General features: G+C 65.5%; 18 protein-coding genes. All 18 read right to left on the bottom strand.

What is annotated here, in order from left to right; translation table 11 throughout:
* Nucleotides 1-49 precede the first annotated feature (49 nt).
* Nucleotides 50-655: a dipicolinate synthase subunit B gene (locus tag ACH6CV_RS14065; RefSeq protein ID WP_456358838.1), complete on the bottom strand. Its 606-nt coding sequence runs from the start codon at nucleotides 653-655 to the stop codon at nucleotides 50-52.
* Nucleotides 645-1,490 (bottom strand): NAD(P)-dependent oxidoreductase, encoded by an 846-nt coding sequence (locus tag ACH6CV_RS14060; RefSeq protein WP_456358837.1) that lies wholly within the window; start codon nucleotides 1,488-1,490, stop codon nucleotides 645-647. Before ACH6CV_RS14060 ends, ACH6CV_RS14065 begins: the two co-directional genes overlap by 11 nt.
* A 116-nt stretch (nucleotides 1,491-1,606) precedes the next feature.
* Nucleotides 1,607-3,286, bottom strand: coding sequence for a MutS-related protein (locus ACH6CV_RS14055; protein WP_456358836.1), 1,680 nt, complete (start codon nucleotides 3,284-3,286; stop codon nucleotides 1,607-1,609).
* A gap of 148 nt (nucleotides 3,287-3,434) precedes the next feature.
* Nucleotides 3,435-3,806 (bottom strand): dUTPase, encoded by a 372-nt coding sequence (locus tag ACH6CV_RS14050; protein WP_456358835.1) that lies wholly within the window; start codon nucleotides 3,804-3,806, stop codon nucleotides 3,435-3,437.
* Between the two features lies 1 nt (nucleotide 3,807).
* On the bottom strand, nucleotides 3,808-5,046 hold the full coding sequence (locus ACH6CV_RS14045) for a M16 family metallopeptidase (RefSeq protein ID WP_456358834.1): 1,239 nt from the start codon (nucleotides 5,044-5,046) through the stop codon (nucleotides 3,808-3,810).
* Nucleotides 5,047-5,113: 67 nt separating this feature from the next.
* The gene (locus ACH6CV_RS14040) at nucleotides 5,114-7,273 is read right to left on the bottom strand and encodes a polyribonucleotide nucleotidyltransferase (protein ID WP_456358833.1); all 2,160 of its coding nucleotides are present in this window, start codon (nucleotides 7,271-7,273) and stop codon (nucleotides 5,114-5,116) included.
* Between the two features lie 150 nt (nucleotides 7,274-7,423).
* Complete coding sequence (gene rpsO, locus ACH6CV_RS14035) at nucleotides 7,424-7,681, bottom strand: 30S ribosomal protein S15 (protein WP_456358832.1); 258 nt, start codon at nucleotides 7,679-7,681, stop codon at nucleotides 7,424-7,426.
* A 161-nt stretch (nucleotides 7,682-7,842) separates the two neighbouring features.
* Complete coding sequence (locus tag ACH6CV_RS14030; protein ID WP_456358831.1) at nucleotides 7,843-9,453, bottom strand: peptidoglycan DD-metalloendopeptidase family protein; 1,611 nt, start codon at nucleotides 9,451-9,453, stop codon at nucleotides 7,843-7,845.
* A gap of 26 nt (nucleotides 9,454-9,479) precedes the next feature.
* On the bottom strand, nucleotides 9,480-10,337 hold the full coding sequence (gene truB / locus ACH6CV_RS14025; protein WP_456358830.1) for a tRNA pseudouridine(55) synthase TruB: 858 nt from the start codon (nucleotides 10,335-10,337) through the stop codon (nucleotides 9,480-9,482).
* A 23-nt stretch (nucleotides 10,338-10,360) separates the two neighbouring features.
* Nucleotides 10,361-11,329, bottom strand: a complete 969-nt coding sequence (locus ACH6CV_RS14020; RefSeq protein ID WP_456358829.1) for a DHH family phosphoesterase — start codon at nucleotides 11,327-11,329, stop codon at nucleotides 10,361-10,363.
* Nucleotides 11,310-11,669 (bottom strand): 30S ribosome-binding factor RbfA, encoded by a 360-nt coding sequence (gene rbfA, locus ACH6CV_RS14015; RefSeq protein WP_456358828.1) that lies wholly within the window; start codon nucleotides 11,667-11,669, stop codon nucleotides 11,310-11,312. Before rbfA ends, ACH6CV_RS14020 begins: the two co-directional genes overlap by 20 nt.
* A 263-nt stretch (nucleotides 11,670-11,932) precedes the next feature.
* A complete protein-coding gene (infB, locus tag ACH6CV_RS14010; protein ID WP_456358827.1) occupies nucleotides 11,933-14,791 on the bottom strand; it encodes a translation initiation factor IF-2 in 2,859 nt (952 codons plus the stop codon).
* Nucleotides 14,788-15,114: a L7Ae/L30e/S12e/Gadd45 family ribosomal protein gene (locus ACH6CV_RS14005; RefSeq protein WP_456358826.1), complete on the bottom strand. Its 327-nt coding sequence runs from the start codon at nucleotides 15,112-15,114 to the stop codon at nucleotides 14,788-14,790. Before ACH6CV_RS14005 ends, infB begins: the two co-directional genes overlap by 4 nt.
* Nucleotides 15,093-15,377, bottom strand: coding sequence for an RNase P modulator RnpM (gene rnpM, locus ACH6CV_RS14000; RefSeq protein ID WP_456358825.1), 285 nt, complete (start codon nucleotides 15,375-15,377; stop codon nucleotides 15,093-15,095). The genes ACH6CV_RS14005 and rnpM overlap by 22 nt, the downstream gene beginning before the upstream one ends.
* Complete coding sequence (gene nusA / locus ACH6CV_RS13995; protein ID WP_456358824.1) at nucleotides 15,374-16,465, bottom strand: transcription termination factor NusA; 1,092 nt, start codon at nucleotides 16,463-16,465, stop codon at nucleotides 15,374-15,376. The genes rnpM and nusA overlap by 4 nt, the downstream gene beginning before the upstream one ends.
* On the bottom strand, nucleotides 16,462-16,959 hold the full coding sequence (locus tag ACH6CV_RS13990; RefSeq protein WP_456358823.1) for a ribosome maturation factor RimP: 498 nt from the start codon (nucleotides 16,957-16,959) through the stop codon (nucleotides 16,462-16,464). The genes nusA and ACH6CV_RS13990 overlap by 4 nt, the downstream gene beginning before the upstream one ends.
* Nucleotides 16,960-17,135: 176 nt before the next feature.
* Nucleotides 17,136-18,545 (bottom strand): WG repeat-containing protein, encoded by a 1,410-nt coding sequence (locus ACH6CV_RS13985; RefSeq protein ID WP_456358822.1) that lies wholly within the window; start codon nucleotides 18,543-18,545, stop codon nucleotides 17,136-17,138.
* Nucleotides 18,546-18,547: 2 nt separating this feature from the next.
* Nucleotides 18,548-19,537 (bottom strand): thymidine kinase, encoded by a 990-nt coding sequence (locus tag ACH6CV_RS13980; RefSeq protein ID WP_456358821.1) that lies wholly within the window; start codon nucleotides 19,535-19,537, stop codon nucleotides 18,548-18,550.
* Nucleotides 19,538-19,576 lie beyond the last annotated feature (39 nt).

Here is a 19,576-nt window from a genome sequence, read left to right as displayed (position 1 = left end):
ACAAACGCCCATGTCAACACCCAATTTTGCGAAATAATCCGTTTTGATGTTAAGAGTCGCGTTCGCCCCACGCGACCAGCAGCGGCTGCAATTGCCGCCCCGCGAGGGCCGCCCCCGCCGCCTCCTGTAACCGCGATGCGTGGAACACCATCGAACTCGGCTTGGCCGCCGGGTCATCCTGACCAAGTGGGATAAAATATATCTGTTTGCGCGCCATCAGCACGCCCATGTTGCGCGCGCCGGCCGCCAGCGCGTCGTTGGTGGCCAGGCCGATCAGCACCGGCCGCTGGTTTCTGAGCTGTGATTTGCAGGCCATGGTCACCGAGGTGTCGGCGATACCCAGCGACAGCTTGGCGCAGGTGTTGCCGGTGCAGGGCGCGACGACGATCAGGTCGAACATCCTTTTTGGCCCGATGGGTTCCACCTCGGGAATCGTAGTCAGCGCGGCCCGCCCGCATATGTCCTCGATCGTTTCGCGCACCTTACGCGCGGTAAAGAACCGCGTGTCCATGGTGACGACAGCGCCTGACAGAATGGGCGTGAGCTCGGCGCCCGCCGCCCGCAGCGCAGGCAACACGTCGAACACCGCCTGCAGCGTGCAGAATGAGCCGGTGAGCGCAATCGCGATGCGCGCACCCGACAGGTTACCCATCATACCCCTCTCCTTTCATCGCCCGGCGCACCGCGGTAAGCAACGCCGCGCCCGCGCTCTCGGGACAATGCCGACCGGGCAGCGCCGGCTCGCGCCAGGCGTCGACGCCGCGCGCCAGCGCCGCCTCCAGATCTACGCCGTAGGGCGGGCTAGACAAATCGACGAGCAGCGAATCCGGGCGCAGACGCTGAACACGCGCGCCGTCCAGCACCCGCTCGGGCGGCGTGGAAAACACCATGCGCGCGCCGGGCAGCAGCGCCTCCATTTGCATAAGGTCAACCGCCCGCGCGCCCGCCGTGCGCGCCTGCGCACGCGCCTCCTCCCGGCGCGCCGCAACGGTGACCAGCGCGCCGTAACCCGAGAGCATCTTATGTAGCGACCGGGCGATCCGCCCATAGCCCACGATCAGCACCGGACAGCCGTAAAGTTCGTAATCGGCGCGCCGGACGGCCGAGGCAATCGCCCCCTCGGCGGTCTGCCGCGCCAGCGCGCAGGTCAGCGCCTCGTCGCGGCACAGCCGCACGATCGGGTGGCGCGCGCGGATCGCCTCAGGCGCTTCGCCCGGTCCAAACAGCATAAGCGTCGTACCGGCGCGCAGGTGCCCCTCAAGCTCGATCCACGGAAAGACTCTGGCGGAAAACGGCAGCACCAACCCCTTGGCAAAGGGGTTGGGCATCACAATCGACGCGGCGCGTTCGACGTCCGCCCAATCGGCCGCCGGTACGCCGGTCACCTCCGAGCGCTCCAGTCCCAGCGCTTTTGCCTCCATCCCTTCTCGGCGCGCCAGGCGTACCATATGCGCGTAGCGCAAATCACCGCCGATCGCCACCAGTTCCATCGTTCTTCCCTCCCCCCGACGCGGCATCCTATGTCCGACGCGCGGAACGGGTGCCGCCGCGCGGCAAAACGAACGCCCGGCCGCGTAGGCCGGGCATAGGGGGTGCTTTTCTATGTTTATGAAAGGAATCCGGAAGCGGGCATGGGCCATCGGCCCTCGCGCTCAAAGGTGGCCGCCGATTCTTTGGCCTCGCGGACAATATCTCCCGCGAAACCCATCTGCTCGAGCAGCTTAAGGGCATTGCGGGTTGTTGAGGAGCCATGGTGCAACTGATAGGTGAAGACGATGCCCCGCTCAGTCACTTCCTCGCGGAAGTGCCAGTTTTCATAGACGTCGGCCAACATGCGCGTGAGTTCGATGTCGTGGGTGGCCGCCATGCAGAGCAAATTGTGATCGGCGAGGGCGCGCAGCACAGCGCTCGATGCGGCGACGCGCTCGACGGTGTTGGTGCCGCGCAGGATCTCGTCCACGAACGCGAGCAGCATGCCGCCCTCGGTCGCCGCGTCCAGCAGGCGCTTGATGCGCTTGATTTCGGCCACAAAATAGCTCTCGCCGTCCACCACGCTGTCGCACACGGCCATCGAGCTCATCACCCGCGCGCGCGGCAACTGAAAGCGCTCGGCAAAACAACTGTATATCGTCTGGGCCAAAATGCAGTTGATCGCCATCGCCTTGACGAAGGTGGACTTGCCCGAGGCGTTCGAGCCGGTGAGCAGTGCGCAGCCTTGCCAATCGACGTCGTTGCGCACCGGCTCTACGATCAGCGGATGCGCGAGCCCCTTTCCTTGAACGCGCAAGTCGGATGTGAATTCGGGAACGCAATGAACAGGCGTCACTTCGCGCAACTGCGTGATCGCGAGCGCGGCGTCCAGCTCGCCCACCAACTGGTACAGGTCGCGCAATGCCTGTTCATGGCGCTGAGTGCCGCGCGCGATGGCGCACAGGCTGACCATATCCAACAGGAACATGATCTTGAGGTAATTGGTCAGGAAATCCAGATCGCCCGCGCGCTCCATCGCAAACATCGGCAGCCAGAACCGCACCGCGCGCAGTTCGTGCACGCGCGCCTTGATGCGCGCGATGTCGGCTGCCAGCTCAGGCGCGTCGATCTTCGAGAGTTGCCGCGCGGCACTGAGCACCGAAGCGATGTGCTTGAGCGCGCACTTTTCCCGGCCCCAGCGCCGCTCGGTCGCGGCATAAACCGCTATATTGACGATGAGCAGCCCCATCATGGCCAGCAACGCCTGCGGAAAGAAGGGACTGGCCGCGATCAGCAGCACCATCGACAGCGATAGTGCGTAGTAGATGCCCCGACGCTCGGGCACCTGGAATCCGGCGCGAAACAGGTAGCGCGGCGCGCCGTGGAACGACGGCTTGAGCACGCGGGTGAGCGCCATCTGCACGCGCAGACGCAGGTTTTCGTCGCGGCCGAACGCCTGGGCGCGCACATCGCGCGCCTTGAGCGCCTCCGCCGAAGCGCCGGTATCGCGCAGTATGTCGTACAGCACCTCGCGCCCGGCCGCGCTCATCGTGCGGTTGAGGCGCAAAAACAGCACGTCCATGTCGAGGTCGTCCCAGGTGGCGTCGTCTACCAAGGCGGTGTCCGGCATGGCCGCGCGCCGCATCCGGTGGTAGCCGGCTGCGTCCTCGAGGATGTCCCGCTCGAGCGGTTCGGCGTCCGCGCACCAGCGCAGTTTCAGTTGTTTTTCCATCCGCCGCCGCCGAAAAAAGCGCGCGCAGAGGGCCAGCGCGGGCAGGGCGATCAGGGCGAGAGGGAGCCATACGTGAACCGGCATGATGCTGCCTCCTTTGTTGCGTTACAGCTTCGCCGGGGGTAGTTGCCCCCCGGCGCATGTTATCCGCACGAATGCGATTTACACAAATTGACGGCGGTTTGCAGGGCGGCCGGTGGCCGCCCCTACGGCGCGCCCGCATCTCATGCCTTCACTCGGGCTCGTCCTCTACTTCATACCCTTTCTTCTCCGACCGGCCGTGCTGGCGGTCGAAGTTCTCCTGGTTCTTGCGCAGATAGCGTTCGTAGAGCTCGTCGGCGGTCATGCCGGCGCTCAGGCACATGCCGATGAAGAAGTGGAACACGTCGACCAGTTCTTCCTTTAAATTATCGGAATTGACCGGCCTCGGGTTTTTCCACCACTTGAAGTTGACCTCGCCCAGCACTTCGGAGAGCTCGGACATCATCGCCAGCACTTGTTTTTGAATCCACTGCTCGTCCGAAATGCCCTCCAGATGGCGGCGCGCGACCAGCTCTTCGTTGAATGCCTGCTGCCGTTCGAAAACCTTTTGTAAGCGGTCCATGTTACGCCTCCATTGCGTCCACACCGCGCCCGACCAACGCCAGCGCGGCCTCCCCGGAGAGCATCTCGAGCGCGACCGATTGCACCTGATCGTAGGTGATTGAGTCGATCTTGCGGATCACGGCCTGTTCATCCTGGGTGTCGTTGAGCAACAGCAACCGCCGGCCCATGGCGTTCATCCGGCTGGAGGTGGACTCGAGCCCCAAAATGTAGTTGCCCTTGAGCTGGTCGCGCGCCTTGGTAAACTCGTCCATGGTCATGCCCTCGCGCGCCATGCTGTCGGCCTCACGGCGGATCAGCGACAAAACCTCGGGGCCGTTTTGCATGCTGGTGCCGGCATATACGATCAGGATGCCGGTGTCCTTGTAAGACGTCGGATATGAGTAGACCGAGTAGACCATGCCCTTTTCCTCGCGAATCGTCTGGAACAGCCGCGAACTCATCGCGCCGCCGAATACGCTGTTGACGACCGAGGCCGGGTAAAGCATGTCGCTGCCCTGATTGGCGCACGGATAGCCCACGCACAGGTGCAACTGCTCGATCTCCTTCTCGCGCCTGAGCACCTGCGGCGCGGGCGGCAACGACAGATAGGTGGGCAATGCGCCCTCGGGCCGCGCCCACGCGCCCAGATACCGCTTTGCCAACTCGACCAGCGCCTGCCAGTCGTAGTTGCCGGCCACCGCCAACACGCAGTTGTCGGGCCGGTACAGCTTGTGATGGTAATCGAGCACACCTGCCCGCGTGAAGGCCGACACGGTCGCCGTCTCCCCCAGGATCGGGCGAGAAAGCGGCTGATCGCCGTAGCGCGCCAGCATGATAAGCTCGCTGACCACGTCTTCGGGCGTGTCCTCAGCCATGTTGATCTCCTCGAGCACCACGCCCTTTTCCTTTTCGAGGTCGGACGGATCGAATGTGGAACCCAGCACCAGGTCGCTGAGCACGTCCATCGCGAGCGGCAGGTGCTCGTCGACCACTTTGGCGTAGAAGCAGGTGCACTCCTTGGCGGTGAAGGCGTTGAGCTGACCGCCGACGGCGTCCATCACCTCGGCGATCTGACGCGCGCTGCGCTTCTCAGTCCCCTTAAACAGCATGTGCTCGATGAAGTGGCTGATGCCTCCCTGCTCGAGAGTTTCGTACTGCGAACCCGCGCCCAGCCACAGCCCGACCGACACCGAGCGGAAATGGGGAATGCGCTCGGCGACGATGCGCAGTCCGTTGTTCAGGGTCAATTGGTCAAACATTGAAAATCGCTCCAAAATGCGCGAGGAATGAGCCTTGCCCACTTCCTCGCGCGTAATGATCTACCGATTATCTGCGGAACCCGCCGGGCCGACCGCCGCGATCCCCGCCCGGACGCGGGGGCCGGCGCACCGGCATGGCCTCGTTGTCGTACTGGATGTCGTTGCGCACTAGGTTGATGCGCCCCTGGCCGTCAACCTCGGCCACGCGGCACTCGAGCGTGTCGCCGATGCCGACTACGTCCTCTACCTTCTCCACGCGCTCGTTTGCGAGCTTGGAGATGTGGATCATGCCGTCCTTGCCGGGCGCGTACTCGACGAACGCGCCGAAGGGCATGATGCGCACGACCGTGCCTACGAACACGTCGCCGATCTGCAGCTCCTTCGCGATGCCCTCTACGATGCGCTTGGCCTTGAGCGCGGCGGCCTCGTCGCTGGTCGCGATGTACACGCTACCGTCGTCCTCGATGTCGATCTTGACGCCGGTCTGCTCGATGATCTTGTTGATCGTCTTGCCGCGCGGGCCGACCACCTCGCCGATCTTCTCGGGGTTGATCTTGAAGGTGATGATCTTGGGCGCGTACTTCGACAGGCTCGGGCGCGGCGCGGGCAGCGCTTCGAGCATCTTGCCGAGTATGTGCATGCGCCCGTCGAACGCCTGGGCCAGCGCCTGGCGCAGGATCGGCTCGTCGATGCCCTTGATCTTGATGTCCATCTGGATCGCGGTGATGCCGAGCGCGGTGCCGGCCACCTTGAAGTCCATATCGCCCAGGAAGTCCTCGAGGCCCTGGATGTCGGTCAGCACCGCCACCTTGCCGCTGCCCTCGGCGTCCTTAATCAAGCCCATCGCCACGCCGGCGACCGGGCGCTTGATCGGCACGCCCGCGTCCATCAGCGACAGCGTCGATCCGCACACCGAGGCCTGCGAGGTGGAGCCGTTGGACGAGAGCACCTCGCTGACCAGGCGCAGGCAGTAGGGGAACTCCTCGGTCGAGGGGATCATGGGCTCGAGCGCACGCTCGGCCAGCGCGCCGTGGCCGATTTCGCGGCGGCCGGGGCTGCGCATGGGCTTGGCTTCACCGGTCGAGTAGCCGGGGAAGTTGTATTGATGCATGTAGCGCTTGGTCTCCTCGGGGCTGATGCTGTCAAGAATCTGCTGCTCGCTGACCGGGGCCAGCGTGGTCACGGTCATGACCTGGGTCTGGCCGCGCGTGAACACCGCCGAGCCATGCGGGCGCGGCAGGATGCTCGTCTCGCACCAGATCGGGCGCACCTCGGTCAGCGACCGGCCGTCGGGGCGCACGCCCTCGTCGAGGATGCGCCGACGCATGACTTCCTTATTCAGCGCGTACAGCGCGTCGCCGATCTCGCCTTCGCGGCCGGCGAACTGCTCGGCGAAGCGGGCGATCGTCTCCTGCTTGACCGCATCTTCGCGCGCCTGGCGCTCCTGGCGGTCGAAGGTTTCAAAGCAATAGCGCACCTTTTCAAGCGCGAATTCGCGCACGGCGGCCTTCACGTCATCGCCCGGCAGCGTCAGCGGGAACTCCTGCTTGGGCTTGCCGATCTCTGAGACGATCTTCTCCTGGAGCGCGACCAGCTTCTTGATCTCCTCGTGGGCGAACAGGATGCCGTTTAGCATGACCTCTTCGCTGACTTCCTTCGCGCCTGCCTCGACCATCAGCACGGCTTCCTTGGTGCCGGCCACGGTCAGGTCGAGCGTGGATTGCTCCTTCTCGCGCGTCGTGGGGTTGACGACGAACCGTCCGTCGATGTATCCGATATTGACCGCGCCGGTCGGGCCGGCGAACGGGATCTGCGACACGCACAGCGCCGCGGACGAGCCGATCATCGCGGGGATGTCGGGGCTGTTGTCCTGATCGACCGACATCACGGTGGCCACCACGTTCACGTCGTTGCGCATCCCCTTGGGAAACAGCGGGCGCAGCGGGCGGTCGATCAGCCGACTGGTCAGAGTGGCCTTCTCCGACGGGCGGCCCTCGCGGCGGATCCAGCCGCCGGGGATGCGCCCGACCGAGTACAGCTTCTCCTCAAAATCGACGCCGAGCGGGAAAAAGTCGATGCCGGGGCGCTGAGACGCCGATACGGTCGCGTTGACCAGTACGCAGGTGTCTCCGTAGCGGACAAAGCAAGAACCGGACGCCTGGTCGCAGTACTTGCCGAACTCCAGCACCAGTGTCCGTCCGCCGAGCTCTGTTTCGTAGCGATTCATGTCATTCCCTCCTTCGTGGGCATTCTCTATCTTCATTTTAATTGCTACCAATTCATTATGCGCCAAAATAGCGCCACGCAAACGCCGCCGCTTGGGCTTTCCCCAAGCGACGGCGGCCAATTCATCTCTGGGGTCCGGATGAAGGTGACATTACTTGCGCAGACCCAGCTTGGCGATCAGGTTACGATAGCTCTCGATGTCGGTGCTCTTCAGGTAGTCGAGCAGGCCGCGGCGCTGACCGACCATCAGCAACAGCCCCCGGCGCGAGTGGTGATCCTTCTTGTTGAGCTTGAGGTGCTCGTTTAGGTGGTTGATGCGCGCGGTGAGCAGCGCGATTTGAACCTCGGGCGAACCGGTGTCGCCCTCGTGGCGGCCATATTCGGCCATGATTTCCTGCTTGGTCTGCATGAGTATCCCTCCATACGTCTTATTGCCGCAAACCAGGCGAGCCGTCGGAGCGTCGGCAGACCGAGCAAGCGGTTGAACGGCATTTGCCGTAACAATTATATTACCACAACCCTCGCGCATTGTAAATGAGGTTTTGGCGGTTTTGTGTGAATTTTTGGCGATCATTCGATCGGCTCGTTGAGCTTGGGCAGTTCGATGCGTATGCGCGGGTCGATCGGCTGGTCGTTCTCGCGCATTTCGAACAGCAGCCCCACCGAGCCGGTCGAGCCGGTCGCGCCGGATCTTCCGATCATGCTGCCCTTGCGCACCGTCGCGCCCGCCTCGACATAGACCTCACTGAGGTGCGCGTACAGCGCGGTGATGCCGCCGCCGTGGTCGATGACCACATAGTTGCCGAGGCTCGCCCGGTCGGTGGTGCAGGGATCGGCAAAGCCGCCCTGCGCGGCCGGCCGCTTGGGGTCGTCGTGCGGGCAGGTGTCCACCGCCTCGAGCACCGTGCCGCGCGCCGCCGCCAGCACGAACGTTCGCCGGCCGTTGGTCTCGAACCAGATGCCTTCCTGCCCGGCCGCGTCACCGTGCTCGCGGGCGATATAGCTCATGCCGTCGCTCGGCAGCGGGCGGTCGAACGCGTCGGCGTCTTTATCCACCTTGACCAACACCCAGCGGTCGAGCCGCTCGAGCTCGTCGAGCATGGCTTCCACCCGCACGTTGTTGCCGGCCTCAAGCGGCTCGGCCCCCAGCGTAAGCTCCGGGGCGGCCCGGGGATAGATGATGTAGCTGCCGTCGGGCACGTAGATCGCGCGCCAGTACTGCGAGGTGCGGTCGCGCTTTTGGTGGGTCTGCACATTGCCGCCCACCTGCAGGCCCTGCTTGCCGCGCCGGATGTCCACGTACCACTTGCGGTCCTTGAGCGGGTGCAGCATAAAGGTCTTCTTGCCCACGGCGCCGAGCAGGAACTTCTGCGCTCGCTCGCCGGCGTACGGAGCCGCGACCAGGTTATCGCTCTTCTTGGTGAGCCGGCGGCCCACGGTCAGCGCCCGGTCGGTGCCGTGCAGCCGCAGCGTGTACAGCCCCTCGGGCGGCATCGCGCCCTTCTCGCACACCAGCGCCCAGACGTCCACCACCCGGCCCTTTTTTGATCGCACGCGGATGCGCGCCGCGCCGACCGATATTCCGTTGACATTGCCCGCGGCGTCGACGGTGGCGACCGAGGGATTGTCGCTCGCAAAGCTTTGCTCGGATCCGTCGAACAGGTTGACCGCCAGGCGGCGGCTGTCGCCCTCAAACAGCAGCAGCTCCTTGGCCGACACCTCGCAGGTGATGCGCCTGACCGCGCGCGAGCGGTACATCGTAGCTTTGCGTTCGCTCGGCTTTGCGACTTGCTGCTCGTTGTACCAGCCGCCCTCGTACAGCGGCCGGCCGTCCTGCTCGCCCACCGCCTTGAGCGGGGCCGCTTCCTCGCGCTCGGCCCAATGCCCGCTGCCTGCGCGCACGTGCGCGCCCGCCTGCTCGGTGGGCGCGGCGTACGCCTTCCCCTCGAGCTCGTTGAAGTACTCGTAGCGGGTATAGCGCCAGGCCGGTTTGTCCTCATCCGCGGCGCGCTCGGCGGCCTCCACCTCGGCGCCCTCCGCGGGCGCGATCATATCTTCCCGCCACGCGCTCCACGCGCCGTATTCGGTCGCCAGCGTCGACTGCATCGCCTCGCCCGCCAGAACCCGCGAACAGGCGCAAAGAAGGAGGGTCACCAGCAGCGCAAGCGTCCGCTTCGCCAATCGGTTCCCCTCCCATCTCGCCAGGATTAGACCAGTAACATGGCGCGAAAGCGCAGCTGTCCCTGATCGCCGACCTCGCCGATACCGGCGAAGGCGTCCTCCAAGTAGACGCGCACGACCGTCCCGGGGTTCAATCCCTCGGGCGCGGGCACGGGGTTGCCGTTCTTCACGGCATGGGTGTGTGTCCTGTCCAGGCGCACCGCGCTCAGATGCTGAAGCGGCGCGTCGAGCGGCTTCAGCAGCGGCGCGGCGCCGGTCTGTGCAATCTCTTCCAGCGTGGAGGCGCGCGCGATGTCGAACGCGCCCGCGCGGGTGCGCAACAGAAACGACATGTGCCCGCCGCAGCCGAGCAGCGCGCCCAGGTCGTGCATCAGCGTGCGCACATACACGCCCTTTCGACAAATGACGCGCATACGGTATCGATTATACCCCGCCGGCCCCAGGCAGTCAAGCGCCTCGACGCGCACGGGCCGCCCCTCGGCCTCGGGCGCTTCGCCCCGGCGCGCCAGCTCGTACAGCCGCACGCCGCCCCGCTTGATCGCCGAATAGGCGGGCGGCACCTGTACGATATCGCCCGTCAAGCGCGCGCATGCCGCGCGCAGCTGCGCCTCGGTTATGCAAACCTCTCGCACCTCAAGCACCCGTCCGGTGGCGTCCTGGGTATCGGTGACCACGCCCAGCGTGAGCTCCGCCAGGTATTCCTTTTCCTTGTCGATGAAATAATCGAACAGCCGCGTCGCGCGCCCCACGCACACCGGCAGCACGCCCGCGGCATCGGGATCGAGCGTGCCGCCGTGGCCCACCCTGGTGCCGCGCGCAAGCCCTCGCCGCACGGTCACCACCACGTCGGACGAGGTCATGCCCGGCGGCTTGAGCACATTCAAAAAACCATCCATGCCGGATAGCGCTAAGGCAGCGCGCGCCGGACGGCCGCGAGCGCCAATTCGGCGGCCTCGTCCAGCGGCCCGTCGATGCTCATGCCGGCCGCGTTCACATGCCCGCCGCCGCCGAACGTCTCCGCGATGGCCGAAACGTCTACCGCGCCGAGCGAGCGCAGCGAGAACTTGGTGCTGCGCCCGCCGTCCCTGGCCTCGGCGGTCAGCGCCACCTCGACGCCCTCCATCTCAATCAGGAAGTTGATGATGCCCTCGGAATCGGGATACTCCGCCCCGCACTCGTCGATCATCGCCTGCGGCAGCCGCGTCAGCGCCACGCGCCCGCCCGAGTACAGCTCGAACCCCGCGAGCGCCTTGCCGAGCAGCCGCGTACGCGCCACCGTGCGCATCCTAAACAGCCGCAGGTTGGCGTCCGCGATGTCGAACCCGGTTTCGAGCAACCGCGCCGTCGCCCTGAGCGCCTCGCCGGTGGTGTTCGAGTAGGCGAAGTTGCCGGTATCGGTCGAGATCGCCGCGTACAGCAGCGTGGCCATGTCGCGGTCGATCGGGACGCCCAATTCGTCCAGCAGCCGGAGCGCCAGCACGCCCGAGGCCGGGGCCTCGCTGTCGATCATCGACACGGAGGCGAAGCCGTCGTTGGTCTCGTGATGGTCGATTTGGGCCCAGTCGCCGACGCGGCCGGTCAGTTGACCCCGGTCGCCCGCGCGGTCGAACGAAGCTACGTCCACGAACAGCAGACACTTGGGATTAAAGCCCAGCGCGCCCGGCCGGCGCACCCAATCGAGCCCCGGCAGGAAGTGGTACATGGCGGGCACGCGGTCGGCGCTGGCCACGGCGGCGCGCTTGTGAAGTTTATGCAGCCCCAGCGTCAGCGCCAGGGTCGCGCCCAGCGCGTCACCGTCAGGCGACACATGCGGCAAAACGGCGATGTCATCGCGCGCGCGGATCCAGTCGGCCAGTTCAGCGATCGTCGCCTTCATGTACGCTCTCCTTCAGCAGCCGGTCGATCCGATCGGCGTACTCGATGTTCGTATCCAGCTCAAAAATCAGCTCGGGCGTGTAGCGCAACTCGACGTGCTGGCCGAGCGCGCGCCGGATGAACCCGGCGGCGCTCTTGAGCGCCTTCATCATGTCCGCGCGTCGTTCCTCCTCGAGGATGCTCACGCGCACCTTGCAGTACCGCAGGTCGCGCGTGACGTCGGCGCGCACGATCGACCAGGTGCCGCCGATGCGCGGATCGTTGGTCTCGTCGCGGATCACGCGGTCGAGCTCCCGGCGCACCTCCTCCGAGATGCGGTCGATGCGGTCAAAACTCCCCATGTGTATCTCCTTCACCATCATTTAGAGGCGGCGGTATCACCCGCCGCCTCGTCCATTTTCCCTAGAGTGCCACGCCAGGCCGCGCGGTATCCAAGCATGTTTGATTTATACCCATACGCGACAAAAACGAATCGCCCGCCGCCCGGGAGGCCCGCAGGCCGACAGGCGGCCCCGTTCCTCGTGCCCCAACGGCTTCGGCATCTTTCCGATCGGCCGGCAGCGAGCTGCAACAGGCCGATCGGAAAGATTCGAGGCCCAGCGCGTCAGCGCTCAATCTCCTCCATTTGGAAGCACTCGATGACGTCGTTTTCTTTGACATCGTTGTAGTTCTCAAGGCCGATGCCGCACTCGTAGCCGGTGGCCACTTCCTTGGCGTCGTCCTTGAAGCGCTTGAGCGACTCGACCTTCGACTCGTGCACCACCACATTGTCGCGCAGCAGGCGCGCCTGGGCGTTGCGCACGATCTTGCCGTCGGTGACGTAGGAGCCCGCGATCATGCCGACGCCGGTCACGCGGAAGGTCTGGCGCACTTGGGCGTGGCCCAGCACCACTTCCTTGAACTTCGGCGCGAGCATGCCCTTCATGGCGGCCTCGATTTCCTCGATCGCCGAGTAGATCACGCGATACAGCCGGATGTCCACCTTCTCGCGCTCGGCTATGTCGCGCACCGAGTTGTCCATGCGCACATTGAAGCCGATGATGATCGCGCCGGACACCGAGGCCAGCATCACGTCGGACTCGTTGATCGCGCCCACGCCGCCGTGGACGCACTTGACGCGCACCTCGTCGTTGGTCAGCTTCTCGAGCGATTGCTTGACCGCCTCGACCGAGCCCTGCACGTCGGCCTTGATGATCAGGTTCAAATCCTTGATCTGGCCGGCCTGTATCTGGCCGAACAGGTCGTCGAGCGTGGTCTTGGTCTGGCTCTTGACCAGCGCCGCGCGCAGCTTGTCCTTGCGCTCCTCGGCCACCTGGCGGCTGAGCTTGTCGTCATCCACCGCGCTCATCAGGTCGCCCGCGTCCGGCACGTCGCCGAAGCCGATGACCTCGACCGGATCGGACGGTCCGGCCGACTTCATGCGCTCGCCGCGGTCGTTCACCATGGCGCGCACGCGCCCGTAGGCGGTTCCGGCCACGATCATGTCGCCCACGTTCAGCGTGCCGTTCTTGATTAAAATCGTCGCCACCGGGCCGCGGCTCTTGTCCAGGCGCGCCTCAATGATGATGCCGCGCGCCTTGCGGTTGGGGTTGGCGCGGAAGTCGTTCATCTCGGCCACCAGCAGGATCATCTCGAGCAGCTTGTCAATGCCCTCGCCGGTGACCGCGGACACCGGCACCATGATGGTGTCTCCGCCCCAGTCCTCGGCCACCAGGCCGTATTCGGTCAGCTCCTGGCGGATCTTCTCGACATTGGCGCTCGGCTTGTCTATCTTGTTGATCGCCACGATGATCGGCACGTCGGCAGCCTTGGCGTGGTTGATCGCCTCGATGGTCTGCGGCATGACGCCGTCGTCGGCCGCCACCACCAACACCGCGATATCGGTCGCCTGCGCGCCGCGCGCGCGCATGGCGGTGAACGCCTCGTGGCCCGGCGTATCGAGGAAGGTGATCCGCTGCCCGCGTACGTCCACGGTGTAGGCGCCGATGTGCTGCGTGATGCCGCCGGCCTCACCCGCGGTCACGCGGGCCTTGCGGATGTGGTCGAGCAGCGAAGTCTTGCCGTGGTCGACGTGGCCCATGATGGTCACGGCGGGCGCGCGCGGCTCGAGGTTCTCTTCCTTGTCCTCGAAGCCCTCGTTCGTCAGCACATCCTCCGCCGTCTGCGTGAGCTTCATCTCGAGCTCAATGCCAAACTCCTGACACACGAGCAGCGCCGTGTCGTAGTCCAGCTCATTGTTGATCGTGGCCATGATGCCCAAGAGCAGCAGCTTCTTAATGATCTCGCCGGCCGGCTTGCCGATGCGCTCGGTCAGGTCCTTGACCGTGATCGTCTCCGCGGTCATGAAGGCCTTCTCGATCTTGATGGGCTCGGGCCGGAACGAAAGCGCGCTCTTCTTCTTGCGCTTGCCGCGCACGAACTCGTCGTCCATGCCGTAGCCGCCGCGCCCCTTGATCGCGCGGCTCTTGTTGCGCTCGGGGTCATTCTGGCGCTGGTACTGCTTCTTGTTCGGGTCGTAGTTGGAGACGCGCTCCTTCTCGACCGTGGGCGTGAGTTCCGGACCCTTGCGCCCGCCAAAGCTGCGCCCCGGGCCGCCCGGACGCGGCGCGCCCCCGCCCATCGGCGGACGCCCCTGGCCAAAGCCGCCCTGCGCGGGCCGATTCATACCGCCCATCGGCGCACGGCCATACGGACCCTGCTGCCCGCCCTGCGGCGGACGGCCATACGGGCCCTGCGGCGGTCGGCCGTACGGACCCTGCTGTCCGCCCTGCACCGGACGGCCGTACGGGCCGCCCTGCTGTCCGCCCTGCACCGGACGGCCATACGGGCCCTGCTGTCCGCCCTGCACCGGACGGCCGTACGGGCCTTGCTGCCCGCCCTGCACCGGACGGCCGTACGGGCCTTGCTGCCCACCCTGTACCGGACGGCCATACGGGCCCTGCTGCCCGCCCTGCACCGGACGGCCGTACGGGCCCTGCTGTCCGCCCTGCACCGGACGGCCGTACGGGCCCTGCTGTCCGCCCTGCACCGGACGGCCGTACGGGCCCTGCGGCCGGGGCTGCGGCGCGCGAGGCGGCATATCGCTCGGAGGGGCCTTGGGCGCCGGCGCGCTCTGCGCCGCCGGCGGGGCATCCGCGGCTGCGACCGGTGCAACCGGCGCAACCGGTGCGACCGGCAGGGCGGACTGTTCGGCCACCGGCTGCGGAAGATCGACCGGCTGAGGCACCTGCTCGGTCGAATAGGCGGTCATGAACTGGGCCGCTTCCTCATACTGCTTCGAAAGCGCCTCCCGCTCCGCCTGCTCCCTCTGTTCCCGCTCTTGCCGGTTCATGTCATCCGACAGTCGCTTGAGCGCGCGCAACGCCTCAAAGGCTTGCTTTCTGGACTGCGACACCGCACCCAACAGCTTATCCGCGCCTTCGCTCAATTCCCTGGTAGCATCCTGCACCCTGACTTTGGTCATTCCCTACATGCACCCCCGCAATCCCTCTGTTGATCCAACCGTTCGACAATCTTGTCGGCAAATCCCCCGTCCATGACCGCTGCGGCCATCCTGCCGTCCTTGCCCGTCGCCGCGCCCAGCGCCCCTTCGGGCAGGTTCCTCACGCGGACGCCCGCATACTTCCCCGCGTCTTCGATCGCCTTGCGCGCGTTCGCCGACGCGCCGCCATCCAGCAGTAAAAGCTGCGCTCCGCCGCGCTTGGCGGCATCTTCGGCGGCAGAAAGCCCCGTCACTAACCGCCCTGCGCGCATGCACAGCCCGATCAGGCCAAGGATCCTTTGCATAATGCCTCCAACCGCTGCGCGAGCAGCTCGTACACCGCATCCGTGATCTCAGCTTCGAGCGCGCGGGAGAGCGATTTCTGCTTGCGCGCCTTTTTGAGGCAGTCGGCGCTCACGCATACGTACGCGCCCCGGCCCGGCTTCTTGCCCACCGGATCGAGGGATATCTCCCCCTCGGGCGACTTGACCACGCGCATCAGTTCCGGCTTGGGCTTCATCTCGCGGCAGCCCACGCACATGCGCATGGGCACCTTGCGCTGCTTCACTCGGACTCACCCTCCGCCTCTACCGCGGCCATCAGATGCGCCTCGGCCTGGCTCTGGCTCTTGATGTCGATCTTCCAGCCGGTAAGCTTGGCAGCCAGGCGCGCGTTTTGGCCCTCCTTGCCGATCGCCAGCGACAGCTGGTTATCGGGCACGATGATGCGCGCCGCCTTTTCCTTCTCGGCCACGAACACACCCGTCACGCGCGCCGGGTTGAGCGCGTTGGCGATGTACTCGGCCGGGTCGCCCGACCACTTGATGATGTCGATCTTCTCGGTCTTGAGCTCGCCCACCACATTTTCCACGCGCATGCCGCGCGGGCCGACGCAGGAGCCGACCGGGTCGATCATCGGGTCGGTCGAGTGCACGGCCATCTTGGTGCGGAAGCCCGCCTCGCGCGCGATCGACTTGATCTGCACGATGCCGCTTCGGATCTCGGGCACCTCGATCTCGAACAGCCGCTTGACCAGGCCCGGATGCGTTCGTGACACCAGCACCTGCGGCCCGCGGGCCATCCGCGAGACCTCGAGCACGTACACCTTGATCCGGTCGCCGGGCGCGTATTCCTCGCCGGGCATCTGTTGGTTCTGCTCGAGCAGGCCCTCGGTGCGCCCGAGCTCCACCATCACCTGCCGATTCTCCACACGCTGAACGATGGCGGTCAGGATCTCGTTTTCCTTTTCGATGTACTCCTCATAGATCACGCCGCGCTCGGCTTCGCGGATGTGCTGCACCACCACCTGCTTGGCGGTCTGCGCGGCAATGCGCCCGAAGTCGCGCGGCGTCGCGCTGATCTCGGCCAAATCGCCGATCTCGTAGCGCGGATGGATGGCGCGCGCCTCGGCGAGGCTGATCTCGGTCTGCACGTCGAGTACTTCCTCCACCACGGTCTTGCGCGCGAGGATCTCGACCTCGCCGCTCTGGCGGTCGATCGCGGCGCGCACGTTGGCGTTCTTGCCGAAATTCTTCTTATAGGCGGAAATCAGCGCCGACTCGATCGCGCCGTACAGCACTTCCTTGTTGATGCGCTTTTCCTTGGCCAACGCTTCGAGGGCGGCGATCACTTCGCCCGAGTTGATGACTCCGTTCATGTGCCCTGCTCCTCCTCATCCAGCGCGTCCAGCATGCGCTCGTCAAATTCGAACACCTTCTTGACCAGCGCGACCAGCTCGCGCTTGAACGACAGCTGCTCGCCTTGGGCGCCCTCGATCGTGACAATCCCGTCTTTCAGGCCCACGAGCGCGCCGGTGAACAACTTGACGCCGTTCAGCGGCTTGTACAGGCGCACCTCGACCGCCTGGCCCGCGGCCTCGTCGAAATCGCGCTGCCGCTTGAGCGGCCGATCGACGCCGGGCGAGGACACCTCCATGTAGTCGTAGTCAATGTGCTCGACCGAGGGGATCACCCGGCGGTGGAACGCCTCGCAGTCCTCGAGCGTCACCCCACCCGGCTTGTCGATATAAAAACGCAAAAAGCGGCCGGTTGCCTCTTTCACCAGCTCCACATCCTTAAGCGTATAGCCCATCTGTTCACAGGTTGCTTCGGCAATCCGTTCCGCCAGTCCCACACCCGTAGGTTTTGGCAAGCAAACACCTCATTACACTTGATCAAGCAGAAAAAGCAAAGAGTGGGCAATCCCACTCCCGCGTGCCCCCGCAGACATATCGCACCGATATGCCATTCACGGATCATTATAGCACATCAGGCGGGCGATTACAACCGCCCGCCGCCATGAGACACAGAAATTTACCTTGTCATAAATTACGCATTCTTTTTGTCAAACGAGGCGACCTCCCGGCCGGTCAGGTCGATGGCGCCCACCCTGTCCTCGCTTTCAAAGAGCAAGAGTCCCGACGGGTCCAGCACCATATGACCGTAGGCGCGCGGCTCGATCACGCGATTGCCGCCTGCGTCAATCACGGTGGTCGTGCGCGTTCCGGGCGCCTCGGAGGCGTCCTCGCCCTCGCCCGACACCTCGAAGCTGACGGCGGCGAACAGCGCCCGCCCGCCGATGCGGCCCAGCCCGTACAGTTCCCGGTAAGGCCCGGCGACCGGCCTGCCGTCCTCGCCGTACAGCCAGACGCCGTCCATCGCCCCCACATCGGAGAACCGCGCCACGATCCGACCGTCCATGTCCGCCCAGGTTTCCAGCGTCGCCCCGAATCCGGCCTCGAACCGAGTCTCGCCCTGCGCGTCGATCAGCAATGTGCGATCGTCCAGGGTGATCTGGGCGCGGTCGACGCCTACCTGCGCCGCCGCGTAGATGTCTTCTCCTTCGAAGCGCTTTTTCACCTCGTAGCTATCGGGGTCGAGCAGCAGCACCTGGCGGCTGTCCTCCTGCGCGAGCAGCAACCGTCCGTCCGCGCCGCCCTGTTGAACCCATGCGTACTTGGGTTCGACCAGCCACTTACCGTCCCGGCCGATCAGCCCCGCGCCCGTGCCGAGTGCCGCCACCGCCGTCCCCCCGCGGAACGCGCCCGCGTAGTCGTACTGCGCCCCGATCGCCCATTCGCCGCGCGCGCCCAGGTACCCCATGCGCCCATTTGCGTCCATCGCCGGCATCAGCCCCTCGGAGAACGCGTTCAGACCATAGAGCACCGTGATGCCGGTCGGCGTCTCCCCTCCGGCCTCATCGATCAGGAAGACCCCGTCGGGCCGCTCGTCGTTGGGGTCGGCGTTGAGCGCGAGAAAGCCCTCGCCGCTGCCCGCCAGTTGCGTGTACTGGCAGGGGATCCGCTCGCCCAGCGCCGCATCCAGCAGCCCGGTCAGCCCGTCCGCGACCGCGTAAATCAGCCCGTCCGCGCGGTAGACCGCGTCGTAATCGGGCCCGGTCAGCGCCTGCCCGGTCGCATTCAGCAGCACGCATTTTTCTTGTTTATTTTGCTTTACATAGGCCGCGAACAGCGCCTCGCCCGCCGGCGCTTCGGGCGGCGAGATGCGCTCGATCCGCTCATATGCGCCGCGCTCGGTCAGCACACGCCCGTCCAGCCCCACCAGCAGCGCGCCGTCGCCCGCCTTAAGCACAAAGGCCCCCTCGGCCGGTGCAGGCGATGCGGTCGGTGCAGGCGATGCGGCCGGCGCGACCGGCTCGGCCCATCCGCCCGCCGCCAACATCAGCGCACACAGCACCGTCACCAGCGCCGCCCAACGGACGCTCCGTCTTATGTCCATCCTCAAAGCTCCACCGCCAGCATCAACATGTCGGTCAGCAATTCGCCCTTGTCATAGATCGGCTCCGAATAATTGTCCGCAAAAAACCCCGGAAGCGTATGCGAATACCGGAATCCCAGCCGCTCATAGAACCCGGTCGCCCCCTCGCCGGTGCCCACGTACATCACGCGCGCGCCCTTATACAATTCCATCATATGCCTGACCAGCGCGCTGCCCAAGCCCCGACCCTGCTCGGATGGTTCAACCGCCAGGCTCTTTAGCTCGCATGTCCCGTCCGGCAACATCACCATGACGGCCTCGGCCACCGCGCGCCCACCCTCGAACAGCACGTACATCTCGCCCGCCTCGAGGTATTTGTCGATCATGGCTTCCTCGGGATCGGCCTCGAGCAGCAAGGACAGGAACCGCTTCTTGTCCGCGTCGACGCGCCGGATCTCGCGCGCGCCCATGTCGCCCGACTTCCAGTGCCGGCGGCACAGGCTGACGTAGCTCTCGTTGCCGCCCAGCACCACCTGCTCGCCCTCCTTGACCACGCGCCCGTCCACGACGCGCGCGTTGAACGTGGCCTTGCGCCCGCACCAGCACACGGTCTTCACTTCCTCGATGGCGTCGGCCCAGGCCAGCAGCGCCTCGCTCCCCGGGAACAGGTCGCCCTTGAAGTCCGCGCGCAGCCCGTAGCAGATGACCGGCACGTCCTGCGCATCCACGATGTCGGTCAGCTTTTTCACCTGCTCGCGGCTCAGGAACTGCGCGTCGTCCACGATCAGGCAGGCGTACTGCTTGACGTCGATCCTGTCGATGTCTTCCATATATTCACAGGGCGCGGAAAAGCCCGAGCGCGAGCGCACCTGATGATCGCCGTCGCGCCCCTCGACGCGCGACTTGAGCATCAGCGCGCGCTGCCCGCGTTCCATGTAGTTGTAGCGCACCATGATGGCGTTCGCCGTCTTGCTCGACCCCATCGCCCCGTATCGAAAGTAAAGCTTCGCCAAGGGTAGCCCTCCCCGTTTGTCAGTGCGAACAGTATAGCA

Origin of the sequence: Anaerozeibacter quisquiliarum (assembly GCF_051162045.1) — a bacterium.
Classification (GTDB): Bacteria; Bacillota; Clostridia; order Christensenellales; family Aristaeellaceae; genus Anaerozeibacter; species Anaerozeibacter quisquiliarum.
Note: the sequence above shows the minus strand (reverse complement) of the source record. Positions and strands in the feature narration are given on the sequence as shown.

What these genes read in the sequence shown, in the direction of transcription:
- ACH6CV_RS14020 (WP_456358829.1), bottom strand. Translation starts at nt 11,329, where the DNA reads ATGAAGGCGACGATCGCTGAACTGGCCGACTGGATCCGCGCGCGCGAT.
- ACH6CV_RS14005 (WP_456358826.1), bottom strand. Translation starts at nt 15,114, where the DNA reads ATGCAAAGGATCCTTGGCCTGATCGGGCTGTGCATGCGCGCAGGGCGG.
- infB (WP_456358827.1), bottom strand. Translation starts at nt 14,791, where the DNA reads ATGACCAAAGTCAGGGTGCAGGATGCTACCAGGGAATTGAGCGAAGGC.
- ACH6CV_RS14055 (WP_456358836.1), bottom strand. Translation starts at nt 3,286, where the DNA reads ATGCCGGTTCACGTATGGCTCCCTCTCGCCCTGATCGCCCTGCCCGCG.
- ACH6CV_RS14065 (WP_456358838.1), bottom strand. Translation starts at nt 655, where the DNA reads ATGATGGGTAACCTGTCGGGTGCGCGCATCGCGATTGCGCTCACCGGC.
- rbfA (WP_456358828.1), bottom strand. Translation starts at nt 11,669, where the DNA reads ATGGGGAGTTTTGACCGCATCGACCGCATCTCGGAGGAGGTGCGCCGG.
- ACH6CV_RS14060 (WP_456358837.1), bottom strand. Translation starts at nt 1,490, where the DNA reads ATGGAACTGGTGGCGATCGGCGGTGATTTGCGCTACGCGCATATGGTA.
- ACH6CV_RS14045 (WP_456358834.1), bottom strand. Translation starts at nt 5,046, where the DNA reads ATGTTTGACCAATTGACCCTGAACAACGGACTGCGCATCGTCGCCGAG.
- ACH6CV_RS13985 (WP_456358822.1), bottom strand. Translation starts at nt 18,545, where the DNA reads ATGGACATAAGACGGAGCGTCCGTTGGGCGGCGCTGGTGACGGTGCTG.
- nusA (WP_456358824.1), bottom strand. Translation starts at nt 16,465, where the DNA reads ATGAACGGAGTCATCAACTCGGGCGAAGTGATCGCCGCCCTCGAAGCG.
- ACH6CV_RS14040 (WP_456358833.1), bottom strand. Translation starts at nt 7,273, where the DNA reads ATGAATCGCTACGAAACAGAGCTCGGCGGACGGACACTGGTGCTGGAG.
- ACH6CV_RS14050 (WP_456358835.1), bottom strand. Translation starts at nt 3,806, where the DNA reads ATGGACCGCTTACAAAAGGTTTTCGAACGGCAGCAGGCATTCAACGAA.
- rpsO (WP_456358832.1), bottom strand. Translation starts at nt 7,681, where the DNA reads ATGCAGACCAAGCAGGAAATCATGGCCGAATATGGCCGCCACGAGGGC.